The organism is Demequina litorisediminis, assembly GCF_030161615.1.
GTDB classification, from domain to species: Bacteria; Actinomycetota; Actinomycetes; order Actinomycetales; family Demequinaceae; genus Demequina; species Demequina litorisediminis.
Genome location: NZ_BSUN01000001.1, coordinates 100328 through 118248, shown reverse-complemented (window position 1 = coordinate 118248; position 17921 = coordinate 100328). Strand labels below are relative to the sequence as shown.

Genomic DNA, 17921 nt, shown 5'->3' with positions numbered 1-17921 from the left:
AAAGAGGGAGCCCTGGCTTATGCACGCGATCGGCGTTGACATCGGCGGTACCAAGATTGCCGTCGGCGTGGTCGATGAAGATGGTCGAATCGTTGCGAAGACGCGGCGCAAGACGCAGCCCGAGGATGCCGCGAGCATCGATGTCGCCATCGCCGATGCGGTGGCTGAGCCTTGCCGCGGATCACGAGTTTTCGGCCATCGGCCTGGCGGCCGCGGGGTTCGTGTCCTCGGACCGTGAGCGCGTGCTGTTCGCTCCCAACATCGCGTGGCGTGAGTACCCCTTGGCACAGCGCGTCCGCGACGCCATCGGACGCGATGACCTGACGGTGGTGGTGGAGAACGACGCCAACGCGGCGGGATGGGCCGAGTTCGCCTTCGGTCCAGCGCGCGAGGCGTCGAGCGTGATCATGCTGACCATCGGTACCGGCCTTGGTGCGGCCATCATTTCGGACGGCAAGCCTGGTGCGAGGCTCCGAGGGCTTTGCCGCGGAGCTCGGCCACCTGCGCGTGGTCCCCGGCGGTCACCCGTGTGGCTGCGGACTGAAGGGCTGCTGGGAGCAGTACGCCTCCGGTTCGGCGCTGGTACGCGAGGCCAAGCGCGCCGCGCATGAGCGTCCCGTCCGCGCAGCCGGACTCCTTCGCCTTGTGGGCGGCGATCTCGAGAACATCACCGGGCCCGATGTCACCAAGATCGCGGAGGACGGCGACGACCTCGGCATCGAGCTCCTGACGGAACTCGGTCGCTGGATCGGTGAGGGTGCCGCGTCGCTTTCGGCCGCGCTCGACCCCGAGATGTATGTGATCGGCGGCGGCGTTGTCGCAGCGGGAGACATGATCCTTGAACCCGCCCGTACCGCCTACCGGGAGCACCTCCCCGCGGCGGGCCACCGCACCATTGCCCCGATTGTTGCGGCGTCGATGGGCAACGACGCGGGTATCGTGGGCGCGGCGGAACTCGCGCGCCTCGACCTGGACGGAAACCGGATCGGAGCGGGCGACGCCCGCGCCTAGCCACACCCGACAGGAGGCCACCCGCCGTGTACTACGGGCTCTTTAAGCACGTCCTCATCGGTCCGCCGGTGAAGACGTACTACCGCCCCTGGTCGGAGGGCACGGAGAACGTGCCGGCGACGGGCGGGGCCATCCTCGCCTCGAACCACCTGTCCTTCTCGGACTCGATCTTCCTCCCGCTGGTCCTGAAGCGAAAGGTCTTGTTCCTCGGCAAGGCCGAATACTTCACCGGCAAGGGTGTCAAGGGCTGGGCGACGAAGGCGTTCATGGAGGGTTCGGGCGTCATCCCCGTGCACCGTGGGGAGGCCGCGCGTCCGAGGCTGCGCTACGGACGGGTCTTGAGACGCTCCAGGCCGGAGAGTTGCTGGGGATCTACCCCGAAGGAACGCGCAGCCCCGACGGACGCCTGTACCGCGGCAAGACCGGTGTGGCGCGCATGGCCATTGAGGCGGCTGTGCCCATCATCCCTGTCGCCATGATCGATACCCACATCGCGCAGCCCATTGGCCAACGTGTGCCGAGCCGCCATCCCATCGGCGTACGCATCGGCGAACCTCTCCAGATCGCGGCCTACGCCGGGCGCCAGGACGACCGCGAGGCACTGCGCGAGCCGACGGACACCGTCATGCAGGCCATCGCCGCGCTGTCCGGTCAAGAGTATGTCGACCGGGACGCGGCGCAGTACAAGCACCAGGCTCGAGCGTGAGGCCAAGGCCGCGCGGCCAGAAGCCGACTCCTCGGCCCCCTAGAATGTCAACGCAACCCACCACATCCCACGAAAGGTCTGCCATGTCGGTCCGCCGTGTCGCCCTGCTCACCGCGGGTGGTTTCGCCCCCTGCCTGTCCTCCGCCGTCGGAGGTCTGATCGAGCGTTACACCGAGATCTCCCCGAAGTGGAGATCATCGCCTATCAGCACGGCTACTGGGGCCTTCTGCAGGGCAAGTATGTGGAGATCACGGACACCGTTCGTGAGAAGGCGGGCCTGCTGCACAACTTCGGTGGTTCGCCCATCGGCAACTCGCGCGTGAAGCTCACCAACTACGAGGACTGCTTCAAGCGCGGCCTCGTGAGCGAGGGCCAGGACCCGCTGAAGGTGGCCGCTGAGCAGGCTGAAGGCCGATGGCGTCGACGTGCTCCACACCATCGGTGGCGACGACACCAACACCACCGCCGCTGACCTCGCCGCGTACCTGCACGAGAACGACTACGAACTCACCGTCGTGGGCCTGCCCAAGACGATCGACAATGACGTGGTGCCCATCCGTCAGTCGCTGGGCGCCTGGTCGGCTGCCGAGCAGGCCTCGGAGTTCGCGCAGAACGTCATCGGTGAGCACCGCTCGGGCCCGCGCATGCTGATCATCCACGAGGTCATGGGCCGTGCGTGTGGCTGGCTGACCGCTGCCGCAGGCATGAAGTACCGCCAGTGGCTCGACACGCAGGAGTGGCTGCCCGAGATCGGCCTGTCCAAGGAGCGCTGGGACATCCACGCGCTCTATGTGCCGGAGCAGAAGCTCGACATCGACGCCGAGGCCGAGCGCCTCAAGGCCGTCATGGACGAGGTCGGCAACGTCAACATCTTCCTTTCGGAGGGTGCGGGTGTGCCCGAGATCATTGCCGAGATTGAAGCCTGCGGGCGGAGAGGTCGAGAAGGACCCCTTCGGCCACGTCAAGGCTCGACACGATCAACCCCGGTCAGTGGTTCGCCAAGCAGTTCGCCGAGCGCCTGGGCGCGGAGAAGGTCATGGTCCAGAAGTCGGGCTACTTCTCGCGTGCCGCGAAGGCCAACGCTGAGGACCTCCGCCTCATCAAGTCGATGACCGACCTCGCGGTCGAGTGCGCCCTTCGCGGCGAGCCCGGCGTCATCGGTCACGACGAGGAGGACGGCGGCCGCCTCAAGGCCATCGAGTTCCCGCGCATTGCCGGCCACAAGCCGTTCGACACCACGACCTCGTGGTACACCGAGCCTGCTGGCCGACATCGGCCAGGGGTGACCGCATGAGCGAGGCAGCCCTCGCGGCCGCCGGAGTCGACTCGTACCGCGCCCTTGAGGCGAAGCAGCAGCCCACCTGGCCCGACGGGGACGCCCTTGAGGCGGTCACCGGACGGCTGAGTGAGTTGCCCCCGCTGGTGTTCGCCGGTGAGGCCGATGTGCTGCGTGAGCAGGCGGCCGCCGCGAGCAGGGGAGAGGCCTTCGTCCTCATGGGTGGCGACTGCGCCGAGATTTTCTCGGAAGCGACTGCCGACCGGATCCGCAACAAGATCAAGACCATCCTGCAGATGGCCGTCATTCTGACCTACGGCGCTTCGACGCCCGTGGTGAAGATGGGGCGCATGGCCGGTCAGTACGCGAAGCCGCGCTCCTCGGACGAGGAGACGCGCGACGGCATCACGTTGCCCGCGTACCGCGGCGACATCGTCAACAGTTTTGCGTTCACCGAGGAGGCGCGGGTCCCCAACCCGCAGCGTCTGCTCGATGCCTATCACGTGTCCGCGTCGACGCTGAACCTGATCCGCGCGTTCACCCACGGAGGTTTCGCGGACCTGCGGGCCGTCCACTCGTGGAATCAGGGTTTCGCCGCCAACCCGGCGTACGCCCGCTACGAGCAGATGGCCGCGCAGATCGACCGTGCCGTGAAGTTCATGGGTGCTGCGGGAGGCGACTTTGACGCCCTTCGCAACGTCGACCTGTTCGCGTCGCATGAGGCACTGTTGCTCGACTACGAGCGTGCACTCACGCGCATCGACTCGCGCTCGGGTGACGCGTACGACTGCTCCGGACACTTCCTGTGGATCGGCGAGCGCACGCGCGAGCCTGGACGGCGCTCACGTCGAGTTCATGTCCAAGATCCGCAACCCCATTGGGGTGAAGCTCGGACCGACCGCGTCTGGCGCGGACGCGATCGCGTTGGCGGAGAAGGCTCAACCCGGACAACACTCCGGGACGACTGACGTTCGTGGCCCGCATGGGTGCCGCGAAGGTGCGTGAAGCTCTTCCTGCGCTCGTCGAGGCCGTGCGTGACGCGGGTATCAACGTGACGTGGCTCACGGACCCGATGCACGGCAACACCTTCACGTCCGAGTCCGGCTACAAGACCCGCCGCTTCGACACGATCCTCGACGAGGTCACGGGCTTCTTTGAGGTTCACCGCGCGTTGGGCACCGTGCCAGGAGGCCTCCACGTGGAGCCTCACCGGTGACGACGTGACCGAGGTCATGGGCGGCACGGAGGAGATCGACGACGAGGGCCTTGCGGCGCGCTACGAGACCAAGGTCGACCCGCGCCTGAACCACCAGCAGTCGCTGGAGATGGCGTTCCTGGTGTCGGAGTTGCTGAGCCAGAAGTAGGCACCGTCCGCCACAGCATGATGGCCGGGTTCCCTCGCGGGAACCCGGCCATCATGCGTTGAGGCGCGTGAGGACCGATGCGGCCCCAGGCATCGGCCCGATGGCCTAGTACTCGAGGTAGACCTCGGTGCCGCGTTCCACCTGCGTGTTGGGGCCGGGGTCCATGTTGAAGACCACGGTCGAGAAATTCCAGGGGTTGTCGTCGCCGGTAACGGTGAGACCCTGTGCCTCGAGTGCGGCCTTGGCCTCGGTGAAACCGAGCCCACGCACGTCCTCGATGGTGACGAGGGGGAGGCCCTCTGAGACGGTAATGGTCATCTCCTGCGTGCGGAAGCCATCGGCGCCGGCTGTGGGCGTCTGCTCGTAGACCTGGCCGGTCTCGACGGCCTCGGTGCGGCCCGTGGTGATCGTGGGCTCGATGCCGAGCCTCGGCGAGCGTTGCGACGGCCTCGTCCTGCGTCATACCGGTGAGGTCGGGGGTGGTGATGGGCTCAGGCCCTTCGGACACGGTCAGCGTGATGACACTGTCATGGCGGACGGTCTCGCCTGCGGCGGGAGTCATCTCGAGAACCTCGCCGGCCGGAACGCTGTCAGAGTACTTCTGCTCGGTCTCACCGATCGTGAAGCCGAGGTCCGCCAACTCGTCCTCCGCATCGTCCTGGGTGGATCCCACGACGTTGGGAACATCCGTCATGCGCGGGCCGCTGGAAACGGTCACGAGGATCTCGGCGCCGTTGAGTGCGCGGGCGTTCTTGCTGGGATCCGTCTCGATGACGATGCCCTCAGCGACTGAGTCGCTAAAGGCGTCATCGGTAGAGACGGTGAAGCCGAGGCCCTGGAGCGTGGTGGTGGCTTGGTCCTCGGTGAGCCCAGCGACGTCGGTCACGGTGGTGTAGGCACCGGGGCCGATGGCCTGGTACCACCACACGGCGAGCGAGACCACGACGATGATGGCGCCAACAATCGCTCCGATCCACCATCCGGCGCGGTGGCGATGGCGCACCGGCTCGCCTGCCTCGGGGTCGTCCTCCGGAAGATCGGTGCTGACTGCTACCGCGGTCGCGTTGCCGTCAAGGCCGATCGGCAGGGCGATGGTGGCTCCTGCGGGTGCCTCTTCGAGCACGGTGGTGTCGTCGCTCGTGCCGGTCGGATTCTCGGTGCCGGCAGGACGCGCGGCGCGTCGGTCGAGCGTGGGGTCGTCGAGTTGTGCGCGAGTGTTGCGTACCGCGACCAGCGCCTCGCCGGCATCAGCGGGACGGTCGTCGATGTTGCGTGCCGTGAGCAACGTGACGAGGTCGTCGATCTCGGGCGGCAGCCACGGCACCAGGGCAGAGGGCGGCGGCACATCTTCGTGGACGTGCCGCGAGGCGACGGCCAGCGCCGTCTCGCCGGTGAATGGCTGGTGTCCGGTGATCATCTCGAACAGCAGGATGCCGGTCGAGTACACGTCTGCGCGGGCATCGGCCGAGGCATCGGTGACGACCTCGGGGGCGAGGTATGCCACGGTGCCGAGCAGGGTGCCGGTGGCCGTTGAGGTGACCTCGGTGACGGCGCGTGCAAGCCCGAAGTCGGTGAGCTTGGGGCCGCCCTCCTCGTCGATGAGGACGTTCTCGGGCTTGACGTCTCGGTGCACCAGGTCGGCTCGGTGCGCCGCCGCAAGGGCGTCGAGCACGCGTTCGGTGATACCGAGGGCCTCACCGACGCTCAGTGGGCCCTCATGGGCCATGCGCTGGCGCAGGTTCTCGCCGCCCACGTATTCCATCGTGAGGTAGGAGACGGAGCCGTCGACCCCCTGGTCGTAGACGCGCACCATGCCCGGGTGGGTCAGTCGAGCCGCGGCCTTGGCCTCACGGCGGAAACGCGCCACGAAGTCGGCCTCCGAGGCATCGGCCGCGAGATGGGGGTGCATGACCTTCAGGGCCACGTCGCGTTCGAGTCTGCGATCGAAGGCGACGTACACCGTGGCCATGCCGCCTGCGGCGACACGCTCACGCACCTCGTAGCGGCCATCGATAACGCGGCCGAGCAGGGGGTCGGTGAGGGTCTCTGACACGCTGATCATTGTAGGCGCGGGCGAGGCTGCGACGGGGGCGCCGCCACGGTGCGCCGCGGGACCTGTCAGAAGCGGCCCATGAGCGACTTGACCGACGCGACGTACTGCTTCGTGTCGGAGTACATGCCGTACTTCGCGACCCCGGCTTCGCCCTGGTAGTAGCCGGCAATGGCGGTGTCGAGTGCGCGGCCGCCGCGGGTGAGGTGCTTGAGGATCGCTACGCCTGCCTCGACGTTGTCGACCGGGTTGAGGAGGTTGAGATCACGGCCTACCAGGTCCGATGCCCATTCGCCCGAGGTCGGGATCACCTGCATGACGCCTACGGCGTTGGCGGGTGAGACGGCGCGCATGTTGAACCCGGACTCCTGGAAGGCGATCGCCTGGGCGAGGGCGGGGTCCACTCTGTAGCGGTTGGCGGCTGCGACCACCATCGACTGCATCTGGTCACGGGAGGGGACGGTCATGGCGTTCAGCGTCGCCTTGTTCTGGTTCGCTGCCCCCACGGTGCCGGCGGCATAGGTGCGCCCGGCGAAGGTGTCGCCCACCAGGCCGGTGACGGTGCCGCCGGGGACGGTCGCCTTCTGGCCGATGCGGATGAGGGACGCGCTCGACAGTCCGTTGGCCTTCACGAGGTCGCTGACGCTCACGCCGTGCTTGCTCGCGATGCCGCTGAGCGTGTCGCCGGACACGACCGTGTACGAGGAGGTGGTCCCGCCAAAGCCTGGAAAGGTTGTTCTCCGTGGCGAGGGTCGCGCCGCTCGAGGTCACGGTGTGGGACACCGTGCTGACGGTGGTGGTGCTGCTGCTGCTGCTGGCGCCGGGGATGGAGAGCTTTTGGCCGATGCGGATGGAGGCGCTGGAGCCGAGGGAGTTGGCCTTGGTGATGGCGGACACGGTGGTGCCGTACTTCTTGGCGAGGTCCCAGACGGTGTCGCCAGCGGTGACGGTGTGGGTGCCGGCGGCGTTCGTGGCGGTCGAGCCAGTGCTGACGGTCGTGGTGCCGCTGGCGCCGGGGATGGAGAGCCTTCTGGCCGATGCGGATAGACGCGCTGGAGCCGAGGGAGTTGGCCTTGGTGATGGCGGACACGGTGGTGCCGTACTTCTTGGCGAGGTCCCAGACGGTGTCGCCAGCGGTGACGGTGTGGGTGCCGGCGGCGTTCGTGGCGGTCGAGCCAGTGCTGACGGTCGTGGTGCCGCTGGCGCCGGGGATGGAGAGCCTTCTGGCCGATGCGGATAGACGCGCTGGAGCCGAGGGAGTTGGCCTTGGTGATGGCGGACACGGTGGTGCCGTACTTCTTGGCGAGGTCCCAGACGGTGTCGCCAGCGGTGACGGTGTGGGTGCCAGCGGCCTTCGTGGCGGCTGACGCCGGGGTGGCGGCCGTCACCGACGGAATGGTGAGGGTCTGGCCGATGACGATCATGGCGTTGCCGCCGAGGTGGTTGGCGTCGACGATGCGCTGGACCGAGGTGCCGTAGCGCACCGCGAGCGCGGACACGGTGTCGCCAGGGGCGACGCGGTGCTCGTCGGCCGCGACCGATGGAATGGCGCCGGTGGCGGTGATGGCGAAAGCGGCGCCTGCGGCCACCGCTGCGCCGCGAGCGGCGCGTTTCATGTCTACGGAACGTCCCACGACCGACTCCTCCAGGGGCTGATGTGTCTCATGTGACAAATGTGACTCAAGTGACTGTAGTTCACCCCTGGGACGACTGCAAGGCATGCCGATGTGAGATCCCTCCTAGACTGGGGGAGTGACTGACGACGTTTCCTGGCTGCCCGTACCCGACTTCGCCGACGCGTGGGGGGTGAGCGCTTCCGACGTGCGTGACGCTCTGCGCACGGGAGAACTGGTCGCGGTCAGGCGGGGCCCCAACGATGCGTGGCACCTGCCCGCGGGGTTCCTCGAGGAGCACGACGGGTCCACGCGCGTGCTCCCAACGCTGGTGGGGACGCTGACGATCCTGCGTGATAACGGCTTCAAGGACGACGAAATCGTGGAGTGGTTGCTCACGTTCCACGAGGAGCCTTGGCGAGTCACCGTTGGACGCCTTGCGCTCTGGCAAGCGCGCTCCGGTGAGGCGCGTCGCTCAGACTCTGCTCTAGCGACGCGGGCGGCGTCGGGCCTAGTGCTCGCGGTCGACCGCCTGAGTGATGAGGGTGTCAAGAGTGGAGGCGCCGATGCCGGAAAGCCCCGCTGCCTCGAGGCCCGAGCGCGCCGCGCGCGTCAGATGGGCGATCTCTTGCTCTGCGTGCTCGACAGCCCCCGCGTCGACCATCGCCTCCACGGCCGAGGCAACCGCTTCATCGTCAGCGTCGCGGTCGCCGAAGGCGAGAGCGACGGCTTCCCGCGTCGAGCCGTCGCCGTGGCTCCAGGCGTACCAGGCCAACAACGTGCGCTTGCCTTCACGAACGTCGTCGCCCGCAGGTTTCCCAGTGACCTCGGGTCGTCCCACGAGGCCAAGGACGTCGTCGCGGAGTTGGAAGGCCACGCCGAGGTCGCGTCCGATGCTTCGCATGGCTGACATCGCGTCATCGCTGGCACCGGCAACTGCGGCGCCAAGGGCGAGCGGAAACTCCGCGGAGTACGAGGCGGTCTTGGCGCGCATCACGGCGCGAATCTGCGCCTCCTGATGGCGGAGTGCGGCGAGGGGTTGTGCGGCCGCCCGCATGTCTGCGTATTGTCCGGCCGTCACGAGGTCGGCCATGTCCGAGAACATGTCGGCGACCACCACCGCCTGGCGGGGCGCGGCGGCGCAGGCACGGTTCACCGCGCGTTGGCATGCCATCAGGGTGAGGTCGCCCGCGAGGATGGCGCCTGCGGCGCCAAACGCTGCCGAGTCGCCATGCCAGCCCATGGTGCGATGGAGGGCCTCGACCTCGCGGTGGGCCGCGGGCCCGCCCCGGCGTGTGTCGGAGCCATCCAGCACGTCGTCGTGCAGCAGCGCGGCAGTCTGAAAGAGTTCGAGGGCGGCCGCGAGAGGCACCGCGGCGGTGGCGGCTGTGCCGCCATGGGCGGCGTGCGAAGCGAGCAACAACAACGCACGTAGACGCTTGCCTCCGGCCGCGTAGCGCATCGCGGGCGTGAGGACCTCGTGAGCATCGGGCACTGCCTCGGCCACCGTCGAACTCACGGCCTTGAGGGTGGCGGTGATGGCTGCATCGGTCTCGTGGCGCCACTGGGCGAGCCTGCTCTGTCACGCGCGCAAGCCTACGGCTCCGTCCCCAGGTCCTCCGCAACTGGGTGGGCATCCACAGCATCGGGCGGTGTCCGACGCTGAGGGTGCGCCACGCCAGACCATCGGGGGCATGGATACGACAACGCTTCATGGGCCCGGAGAATTCATCGCCGCGCTGCCGGGTCTCCTGGGTCGAACACCCGAGGAGGAGGTGGTGGTGATCGGGCTCGACGGACGGGGAATGGTGGTGTGTGCGGCGAGTGTCGACAGCGCGGACCTCGCAGTGCCGGAACTCTCGCCTCGTGTGGCGCCACTGCTCGCGGGTGACCTCGCGGCACGGAGTACAACGGGTGATGGCCGTGGTGGACTGACGCCGCGCCTGGCCAGTGGTGCCCCGCGCTCGATGAACTCCTGCCCGCACTGGAGACGGCGGGGATGGAGCCCAGTCCGTGGGTGACGGATGGCTCCCGCTATTGGGCGCCATGGTGCGATGACGCCGAATGCTGTCCGCCCACGGGACGGGATCTACCTGTGGCTCGTGCACTGCCACCGAGCCTGAGCCCCGCGTTCGGATTGCACGGGAGGCGGGCGATCCCCGCGGCGACGACCAATGAACGACGATCGGCGCAGCGAGCGGGCGACCGATGGGCCAGTCGGCGTGACGGTGACCGCGATCTCTGGTGCCGAAGGTCGTGGGAGGTCATCCGGGACGCTGACCAGTCCAGTGCCTCCGTGACGTGGGGCAAGGCGGTGGCGTCGCTGCAGGATGTGCGCGTGCGCGACGCGCTCATCGTGCACTGGCTCGGCGCCACTGCGGACGTGGTCGACGATGTCCTGGTGGGACGCGCGAGTGAGGGGGTCCACCGCGTGATGGACGGTGCCCTCCGTCCGGGCCACGCGGCCACGCCGGACGCGGCGGTGCTGGCGCAGGCCTTCGAGTGGTGTGCGCGCGCCCTGCGCGTCACTCGGAGCCGCGACCGTGCAGTCATTCATGCGCTCGAAGCGGTCCTTGCGTGGTGGTCCGCCGACATCAGGCGCGCCGCGACCTTTGCGCGTGATGCGTTGGCGTGTGACGCTGGATACACGCTCGCAATCCTGGTGGCGGAGATGTGTGCCGTCGGTCTTGGCCCGGGGTGGCAAAGAGGCGTCGACATGCCGTGAGAGGGGAACGGATGAGTGGACATCGTCGTTATACTTGAATGGAATTGCGAGAGGCGCTCGAAGCCTCCCGGCATCTTCCTCGACCAAGCAAGGCGCGGCACGGCGCCAGCGATAGCGGCGAGGGCGATGGGGGAGCGGCGTGAAGAACGGCCTGTCGCAAGCCCACCACGGCGAATACCGCCCGCAAGTGTGACACGATTCGCGTCTTTCCAGGCGCTTCCCAGCCTGAAGGAGAAGGCCACGACTACCGCAGCCACGTCCACCGCCCGCAAGGCCGCGAAGGCGACGTCCGCGAAGGCCACTGCGGCCGAGGGCGCCGACGCTTCGGCCGAGGTGGAGACCGAGGAGGGCGCCGCCAAGGCCGCCGCTCCGAAGAAGGCGCCCGCGCGCAAGCCCGCGGCACGCAAGGCTCCCGCCAAGAAGGCGGTCGCCAAGAACGACGTCGCCAAGAACGACGATGCCGACGAGGCCGCAGCCGAGGAGACGCCCGAGGACGGTGCCGAGGGCGCCGCCAGTAAGGACGAGCCCGAGGACGACAGCCGCGGCTTCGTGCTCGGCAACGCCGAGGACGACGCGCCAGTGCAGCAGGTCATGACTGCTGGCGCCACTGCGGACCCGGTCAAGGACTACCTCAAGCAGATCGGTAAGGTCGCCCTGCTGAACGCCGAGCAGGAAGTGGACCTCGCCAAGCGCATCGAGGCTGGCCTGTTCGCCGAGGAGAAGGCTCGGTTCGGGTGAGAAGATCGCGCCCAAGATGCGCACCGAACTGGAGTGGATCGCCAACGACGGCCGCCACGCGAAGAACCACCTGCTCGAGGCGAACCTTCGTCTCGTCGTGTCGCTTGCCAAGCGCTACACGGGTCGAGGCATGCTCTTCCTCGACCTCATCCAGGAGGGCAACCTCGGTCTCATCCGTGCGGTCGAGAAGTTCGACTACACCAAGGGCTACAAGTTCTCGACCTACGCAACCTGGTGGATTCGCCAGGCGATCACTCGCGCCATGGCCGACCAGGCCCGCACCATCCGTATCCCCGTGCACATGGTCGAGGTCATCAACAAGCTGGCCCGTGTCCAGCGCCAGATGCTTCAGGACCTGGGCCGTGAGCCCACCCCTGAGGAGCCTGGCTGCCGAGGCTCGACATGACGCCAGAGAAGGTGGTCGAGGTCCAGAAGTACGGCCGCGAGCCCATCTCGCTCCACACTCCGCTTGGTGAGGACGGCGACAGCGAGTTCGGTGACCTGATCGAGGACTCCGAGGCCGTTGTCCCGGCCGATGCGGTGGGCTTCACTCTTCTCCAGGAGGAGCCTCAGCAAGGTGATGGACACCCTGTCGGAGCGCGAGGCTGGCGTGGTGGGTATGCGTTTTGGCCTCACCGACGGACAGCCGAAGACCCTCGACGAGATCGGCCGCGTGTTCGGGGTGACCCGCGAGCGTATCCGCCAGATCGAGTCGAAGACGATGTCGAAGCCTGCGTCACCCGTCGCGGTCGCAGGTCCTGCGCGACTACCTGGACTAAGCCTCCAGCAGACCTCAGGGCGCCTTCTCCCACGCGGGAGGAGGCGCCCTTCGTCGTGTGCGGGTCGCCGGCCCACGGTGGAACGGTGACGCGACGGCTGAGTCGCCCCTACGGCCCCTGCCGCTCGCGACCCGCCACCGATTCGACGCTCTCCCACACCTCAATGCCTGGAGCATCGGGAAGCCTGTCGCGGGTAAAGATGGGGTCGTGACCGGCGGCCAGGCTGCACGCGGTAGTCCCTCAGCAGCGCGACGACGTGGCGCGACAGCCGGGCAATCACCGGCAAGTTGATCAAGGTCAGCATCGCCAGCGCCAGATCCGAGAGCGTCCACACCGCACCCGCGTTAAGGGTGCAGCCGACCAGCACCACCGCCACCACCAGCAGGCGGTAGGCGAGCATCATCGTCGGGTTCGACGTGATGTACGCAATGTTGGCCTCACCGTAGTAGTAGAGACCAAGGATCGTCGAGAACGCGAGCAAGAACACGATGAGCGACAAGGCCCCACCAGACCACGCTCCGAGCGTGGACACGACGGCGCCCTGGGTGAGCGCGATGCCGATGGGGGCGCCGGCGAGGTCAGGAGTCGCCACGAGGACAATAAACGCCGTGATGGAACACACGAGGAACGTGTCGAAGTAGACGCCCAGGCTCTGCACGAGCCCCTGCTTGACGGGATGGGTCGTCGCGGCGCTTGCTGCCGCGTTCGGCGCGGTGCCAAGTCCCGCCTCGTTGGAGAACATGCCACGCTGGATGCCGGTGACGATCACGGTGCCGAGGGCGCCGCCTGCGACGGACTCACCGGAAAACGCGTCCACCACGATGGCCACCATCACCGGGCCAATCTGGTCTGCGTGCGACGCGATGACCATGATGCCGAGCACGAGGTAGAGCAGCGCCATCGACGGCACCAGGGACTCCGTGACCTTGGCGATGCGGCGGGCGCCGCCGAATACGACGGCCGCGGTCAGGCCCGCGAGGACGACGCCGACCGCGACGGGGAGCCACGAGTCCATGGACATACCCACCGCATCGGCCACCGTCTCCGCGATGGTGTACGCCTGCAACGAGTTAATGATGATGGGGGAAGACACAATGAGAATGACGGCAAACACGATGGCGAGTCGGCGGGAACCGAGCCCTCGCTGGATGTAATACGCCGGGCCCCCACGGAACCCGTCCTCAGTGCGGTGCTTGTACAGCCTGCGCGAGCGACGCCTCGATGAAGGCCGATGCCGCCCCGAGCCACGCCATCACCCACATCCAAAAGACCGCACCTGGCCCACCGATCGCGATCGCCGTCCCCACGCCCGCGATGTTGCCAATGCCTACCCGAGACGCTGCCGAGAGAGTGAAAGCCTGAAACGCGGAGAGCGACTGCGGCCGGCCCTGGGCATCGAGCGGCGTGCGGTCCTTGAGCGTCGCGATCATGCGAGGAAACAGCGTCACCTGCACGAAGCCGGTGCGATAGGTGAACCAGCATCCCAGCGCCAGGACCAGGGGCGTGAGGACCCACCAGACGTCCTGGGAGATCGCGGTGATCACCTGCTCGATGCCGTTCATGGTGGGGCAAGGCTAATCGCGCGACGTCGGTGACCGCGAGCGGTGCGGGCGTCGAGCCCTTGCCGCGATAGCATCGACGCCGAACTCATCTGGGAGGAAGACGCCACATGGACATCCTGCGCTACACGCTGCTGGTCCTTCACATCATTGGCCTGGCGGCCATCATCGGCCCATTCCTCGATCAGTGGCGTGCCGACACGAAGCGCATCACGCAGACGATGGTGTGGGGCGCCAGGGCTCAGGTGCTCACCGGGCTGCTCCTGGTGGGTGTGGCGGAGATGAACGACTACGACCTCGACCACGCCAAGATCGCTGTCAAACTGGTCGTCGCGCTCGCGATCGCGGGGCTCGCCGAAGCCGGCGGCAAGAAGACCAGGGTCGCTCTCGCCTCCGGCGGCGACCTTGCTCCCGTGCGCACGCTGTGGTGGCTCGTGGGTGCGCTGACGGTCGTGAACATCGTCGTGGCCGTCGTCTGGCACTGAGATGAGTGACGTCAGAGAGGCGACGCCGGCCGATGCCGCCGAGATCGTCCATCTCGGCGCCCTGATGTATAAGGCCGTGGGTGCGAAGCCGACGCCCATGTGGGCCGTCGACGCCACCCGCCTGGTGCGCGACCGCCTCGGCAAGGACCTCATCGGCATGGTGATCGACGCCCCCGAAGGCGGGCTCGCCTGCTGCGGACTGGTCAACATCGCCCCCCGACTGCCGAAGCCAGGTGCGCACGCGCACCACATGGGCTACATCCAGTGGGTGTCGACCGCGCCCCAACATCAGCGCAAGGGCTACGCGCGCATCGTGATGGAGGCGCTGCTGGCCGAAACCGATGCCCGCGGCATCGAGGTGGTCGAACTGCACGCCACCCCCATGGGCAAGCCGCTGTACGAAGACCTCGAGTTCTGGGTCAAGAGTGACAACGTCGCGATGATGACAGTGCGCGGACGCCCGGACGTGCCCCATCCGGAGGGCGAAGGGCTCTAAGCGCGACGCTGCGACACGTCCTCGTCGGTGAGGTCCACCGGCTCGAGGCGGTGGTCACGACGGAAGTCGAAGGCCGCGAAGGGTGCCGCAAAAGCGATGGCAGCGGCGACCCCTGCCGCCCACATCACCGCGATGTTGTGGGGTTCGCCCTCGGCACGACCGGCAGCGATCCAGCCAAGGCCCCACGCCATCGCGAGTCCGGCCGACATCGCCAGGGCCGGGCGCCATCGGAGCGCGACAGCCATTGTGGCCGCGATGACGGCAACGACAGCAAGGGCCAGGATGGCCGCCAACGTCCCTTCGGCGGCATCGGCACCCACGGCGTCGCGTCCCGCTGCCGCAATGTTCGCGACCGTCGCGACAGCGCTCCACCCGAGGTAGAGCCCCACCGTGATCTCGGTCACGGCGAGATCGAGAGGATTCGCGGCGTCCGTGAGGGTCAAGCGCCTCGCGATCGTGCCGAGGACGGCGACGAGCATCACGATGACCACCACGGAAGCCCACAGCGCACCCGCCTGCACCACGCCGATCCAGGCCGCGTTCAGCACCATGGACGCGAGTACCCACCACGAGACCGCCCGCATCCGCGGGTCGGTCGCCCGCGACGGCAGCGCCTGGACACACGCAAAGAGGGCCAGCGCGACGTAGATGACGGACCATATTCCGAAGGCGGGGCTCGCCGGGGCGAGAAGCGTGCCATCGGCGTCAAGTGCACCGCCAGCGGCATCGGCGATGGCCGTTCCTCCAAAGGCGCCGGAGCCCCACGCCGCACCCGCCATGGCGACGATGGCGCCCGCGGCGACAGTCCCTTGTCTCCACCGGTCGGCTGCGGTGGCAGTCGCTGTGGTCGTCCTCGTGGTCATGGTGCCCTCCTTGCGATTCTCAACGCTCGCAAGGCTCCTGGTAGTCCCGAGGGAGGCGGTGCGGCCGATGCTCCGGCTCGGTGAGCCTGTCGGCCCGTGTCGGTGGCGCCGTCTACCCTTGTCGCCGTGGCAGCATCCGATTACTCCGCACGACACCTGTCCGTCCTCGAGGGCCTCGAGGCGGTCCGCAAGCGACCCGGCATGTACATCGGCACCACGGACTCGCGTGGCCTCATGCACTGCCTGTGGGAGGTCATCGACAACTCCGTGGACGAGGCTCTTGGCGGCCACGGTGACACCATCGAGGTGATCCTCTACGCCGATGACTCGGTGGAGGTGCGTGACTTCGGCCGCGGTATCCCCGTCGACGTGGAGCCCAAGACCGGTCTGACCGGGCTTGAGGTCGTCATGACCAAGGCTGCACGCGGGCGGAAAGTTTGGTGGCTCCTCGTACGCGGCATCGGGTGGCCTGCACGGCGTGGGAGCGTCCGTCGTCAACGCGCTGAGTGAGCGTCTCGACGTCTGGGTAGACCGTGGCGGCCAGACCCACCACATGGCTTTCCGTCGGGGTGAACCCGGCCAGTGGGCGGATGCCCCGAGCGGCCCCAGCCCCGCCTCGACGTTTGCGCCCTTCACCACGGGCTCGCAGATCGACATCACCGGCAAGGTCGCGAAAGCCCGCACGGGCACGCGCACGCGGTACTGGGCCGACCGCCAGATCTTCAACAAGAACGCGCGGTTCTCGTATGAGGACCTGCTGACGCGCGCACGTCAGACCGCGTTCCTTGTCCCGGGACTGACGCTGACGATCCGTGATGAGCGCAACCCCGCTGAGCCCCACGAGGAGTCGTTCCGCTACGACGGCGGCGCCAAGGACTTCGTGGACTTCGTCGCGACCGATGCCGGTATCACGGACACCTGGGAGATCCAGGGCAAGGGCTCCTACAAGGAGACGGTGCCGGTGCTGAAGGCTGACGGCGCGCTCGTGTCCGAAGAAGTGGAGCGCGAGTGCGTGGTCGACATCGCCTTGCGTTGGGGCGTGGGCTACGAGACCGAGGTGCGGTCCTTCGTCAACATCATCTCGACGCCCAAGGGCGGTACCCACCAGGCGGGATTCGAGACCGGTCTGACGAAGATCATGCGCAAGGTCATCGAGACCAATGCACGCCGTCTCAAGGCTCACGGGCAAGGACGGCGCCGAGCGCATCGAGAAGGACGACATCATGGCGGGGCTGACCGCCATCGTCACGGTCCGTATCCCCGAGCCGCAGTTCGAGGGTCAGACCAAGGAGGTCTTGGGCACCACGCCCGTGCGCGCCATCGTCGCGAAGACCGTCGAGACGGAACTGAACGCTATCTTCACCAGCCCCAAGCGCGACCACAAGCAGCAGGCAAACTCCGTGCTCGAGAAGATCGTGGCGGAGATGCGGGCGCGGGTCGCGGCTCGCAAGCAGAAGGAGATCTCGCGGCGTAAGAACGCCCTCGAGACCTCGTCGTTGCCTGCCAAGGCTCGCCGACTGTCGCTCCAACGACGTCCAGCAGTCCGAGTTGTTCATCGTCGAGGGTGACTCCGCGCTCGGTACCGCGAAGGCTCGCGCGCCGCTCCGATTTCCAGGCGCTGTTCCCCATTCGCGGCAAGATCCTGAACGTGCAGAAGGCCTCCGTGACGGACATGCTGCACAACGCGGAGTGCGCCGCCATCATCCAGGTCCTTGGCGCCGGTTCGGGCCGCACGTTTGACCTGGAGCAGGCGCGCTACGGGAAGATCATCCTGATGACGGACGCCGATGTCGACGGCGCCCACATCCGTACGCTGCTTCTCACGTTGTTCTTCCGCTACATGCGTCCCCTCATTGACGCCGGGCGTGTCTACGCCGCCGTCCCACCGCTGCATCGCATCGAGGTCAAGGGGTCGCCACGCAGGGAGAAGGAGTACGTGTACACCTACTCGGAGAAGGAGTTGGCGACCACGCTCGCCGACCTGCGTCGCAAGGGCCGCAAGTACAACGAGGACATCCAGCGATACAAGGGTCTTGGCGAGATGGACGCCGACCAGCCTGGCGGAGACCACGATGGACCCGGAGCACCGGACCTTGCGCCGCGTGACCGCCGACGACGCCGAGGCCGCGGAGCGGGTGTTCGAGTTGCTGATGGGCAACGATGTGGGCCCGCGGCGCGACTTCATCATCGCCGGCGCAGCCCGCTCGACCTCGCACAGATCGACGCGTAAGGCGCGCGTCGCGCGCCTGCGTGCGA

The 17921-nt window shown here is 67.6% G+C and carries 12 protein-coding genes and 8 pseudogenes; 14 read left to right on the top strand and 6 right to left on the bottom strand.

What is annotated here, in order from left to right; translation table 11 throughout:
• Positions 1-19 precede the first annotated feature (19 nt).
• The 5 genes and pseudogenes from QQK48_RS00720 to QQK48_RS00705 all read left to right on the top strand — a co-directional run bounded on the left by QQK48_RS00720 (position 20) and on the right by QQK48_RS00705 (position 4357).
• Positions 20-1011 (top strand): annotated as a pseudogene (locus QQK48_RS00720) (ROK family glucokinase).
• Between the two features lie 26 nt (positions 1012-1037).
• Positions 1038-1429, top strand: a pseudogene (locus tag QQK48_RS00715) (lysophospholipid acyltransferase family protein); the annotation flags it as partial.
• Between the two features lie 57 nt (positions 1430-1486).
• Positions 1487-1717 carry a hypothetical protein gene (locus tag QQK48_RS18605; protein ID WP_348523356.1) on the top strand — a complete coding sequence of 77 codons (231 nt, stop codon included), beginning with the start codon at positions 1487-1489 and terminating at the stop codon, positions 1715-1717.
• An 83-nt stretch (positions 1718-1800) separates the two neighbouring features.
• Positions 1801-3003: pseudogene (locus QQK48_RS00710) on the top strand (pyrophosphate--fructose-6-phosphate 1-phosphotransferase).
• 4 nt (positions 3004-3007) lie between these two features.
• Positions 3008-4357: pseudogene (locus tag QQK48_RS00705) on the top strand (class II 3-deoxy-7-phosphoheptulonate synthase).
• Between the two features lie 433 nt (positions 4358-4790).
• On the opposite strand, the pseudogene pknB reads toward QQK48_RS00705, so the two are convergent.
• Together pknB and QQK48_RS00695 are read right to left on the bottom strand one after the other, a co-directional pair.
• Positions 4791-6419 (bottom strand): annotated as a pseudogene (gene pknB, locus QQK48_RS00700) (Stk1 family PASTA domain-containing Ser/Thr kinase); the annotation flags it as partial.
• 56 nt (positions 6420-6475) lie between these two features.
• Positions 6476-7057 (bottom strand): lytic transglycosylase domain-containing protein, encoded by a 582-nt coding sequence (locus tag QQK48_RS00695; protein ID WP_431308260.1) that lies wholly within the window; start codon positions 7055-7057, stop codon positions 6476-6478.
• A 92-nt stretch (positions 7058-7149) separates the two neighbouring features.
• On the opposite strand from QQK48_RS00695, the gene QQK48_RS00690 reads away from it, so the two are divergent.
• From QQK48_RS00690 to QQK48_RS18600, 3 genes and pseudogenes are all read left to right on the top strand, one after another.
• Positions 7150-7647, top strand: a complete 498-nt coding sequence (locus QQK48_RS00690) for a hypothetical protein (protein WP_284327139.1) — start codon at positions 7150-7152, stop codon at positions 7645-7647.
• Positions 7638-7886, top strand: a complete 249-nt coding sequence (locus QQK48_RS00685; protein WP_284327138.1) for a hypothetical protein — start codon at positions 7638-7640, stop codon at positions 7884-7886. The genes QQK48_RS00690 and QQK48_RS00685 overlap by 10 nt, the downstream gene beginning before the upstream one ends.
• Before the next feature lie 273 nt (positions 7887-8159).
• Positions 8160-8390 (top strand): annotated as a pseudogene (locus QQK48_RS18600) (Rv2175c family DNA-binding protein); the annotation flags it as partial.
• A gap of 141 nt (positions 8391-8531) precedes the next feature.
• Here QQK48_RS18600 and QQK48_RS00680 read toward each other — a convergent pair.
• Positions 8532-9539 (bottom strand): polyprenyl synthetase family protein, encoded by a 1008-nt coding sequence (locus QQK48_RS00680; RefSeq protein WP_284327137.1) that lies wholly within the window; start codon positions 9537-9539, stop codon positions 8532-8534.
• 133 nt (positions 9540-9672) lie between these two features.
• Between QQK48_RS00680 and QQK48_RS00675 the strand changes: the two genes are divergently transcribed.
• The 3 genes and pseudogenes from QQK48_RS00675 (at position 9673) to QQK48_RS00665 (ending at position 12262) form a co-directional block, all read left to right on the top strand.
• Positions 9673-10041 (top strand): DUF4192 family protein, encoded by a 369-nt coding sequence (locus QQK48_RS00675; RefSeq protein ID WP_284327136.1) that lies wholly within the window; start codon positions 9673-9675, stop codon positions 10039-10041.
• A gap of 275 nt (positions 10042-10316) precedes the next feature.
• Positions 10317-10745 carry a hypothetical protein gene (locus QQK48_RS00670; protein ID WP_284327135.1) on the top strand — a complete coding sequence of 143 codons (429 nt, stop codon included), beginning with the start codon at positions 10317-10319 and terminating at the stop codon, positions 10743-10745.
• 126 nt (positions 10746-10871) lie between these two features.
• Positions 10872-12262, top strand: a pseudogene (locus QQK48_RS00665) (RNA polymerase sigma factor).
• A 160-nt stretch (positions 12263-12422) separates the two neighbouring features.
• Here the strand turns inward: QQK48_RS00665 and QQK48_RS00660 are convergent.
• Both QQK48_RS00660 and QQK48_RS00655 read right to left on the bottom strand, forming a co-directional pair.
• Positions 12423-13412, bottom strand: coding sequence for an amino acid carrier protein (locus QQK48_RS00660; RefSeq protein WP_284329264.1), 990 nt, complete (start codon positions 13410-13412; stop codon positions 12423-12425).
• A gap of 31 nt (positions 13413-13443) precedes the next feature.
• Positions 13444-13824, bottom strand: coding sequence for an alanine:cation symporter family protein (locus tag QQK48_RS00655; protein WP_284327134.1), 381 nt, complete (start codon positions 13822-13824; stop codon positions 13444-13446).
• Between the two features lie 107 nt (positions 13825-13931).
• Between QQK48_RS00655 and QQK48_RS00650 the strand changes: the two genes are divergently transcribed.
• Together QQK48_RS00650 and QQK48_RS00645 are read left to right on the top strand one after the other, a co-directional pair.
• Complete coding sequence (locus QQK48_RS00650; RefSeq protein ID WP_284327133.1) at positions 13932-14306, top strand: hypothetical protein; 375 nt, start codon at positions 13932-13934, stop codon at positions 14304-14306.
• 1 nt (position 14307) lies between these two features.
• A complete protein-coding gene (locus QQK48_RS00645; RefSeq protein ID WP_284327132.1) occupies positions 14308-14802 on the top strand; it encodes a GNAT family N-acetyltransferase in 495 nt (164 codons plus the stop codon).
• On the opposite strand, the gene QQK48_RS00640 is transcribed toward QQK48_RS00645, so the two are convergent.
• Positions 14799-15665, bottom strand: a complete 867-nt coding sequence (locus QQK48_RS00640; RefSeq protein WP_284327131.1) for a tryptophan-rich sensory protein — start codon at positions 15663-15665, stop codon at positions 14799-14801. The genes QQK48_RS00645 and QQK48_RS00640 overlap by 4 nt on opposite strands.
• A gap of 126 nt (positions 15666-15791) precedes the next feature.
• Between QQK48_RS00640 and QQK48_RS20890 the strand changes: the two are divergent.
• Positions 15792-17895: pseudogene (locus QQK48_RS20890) on the top strand (DNA gyrase/topoisomerase IV subunit B).
• Positions 17896-17921 lie beyond the last annotated feature (26 nt).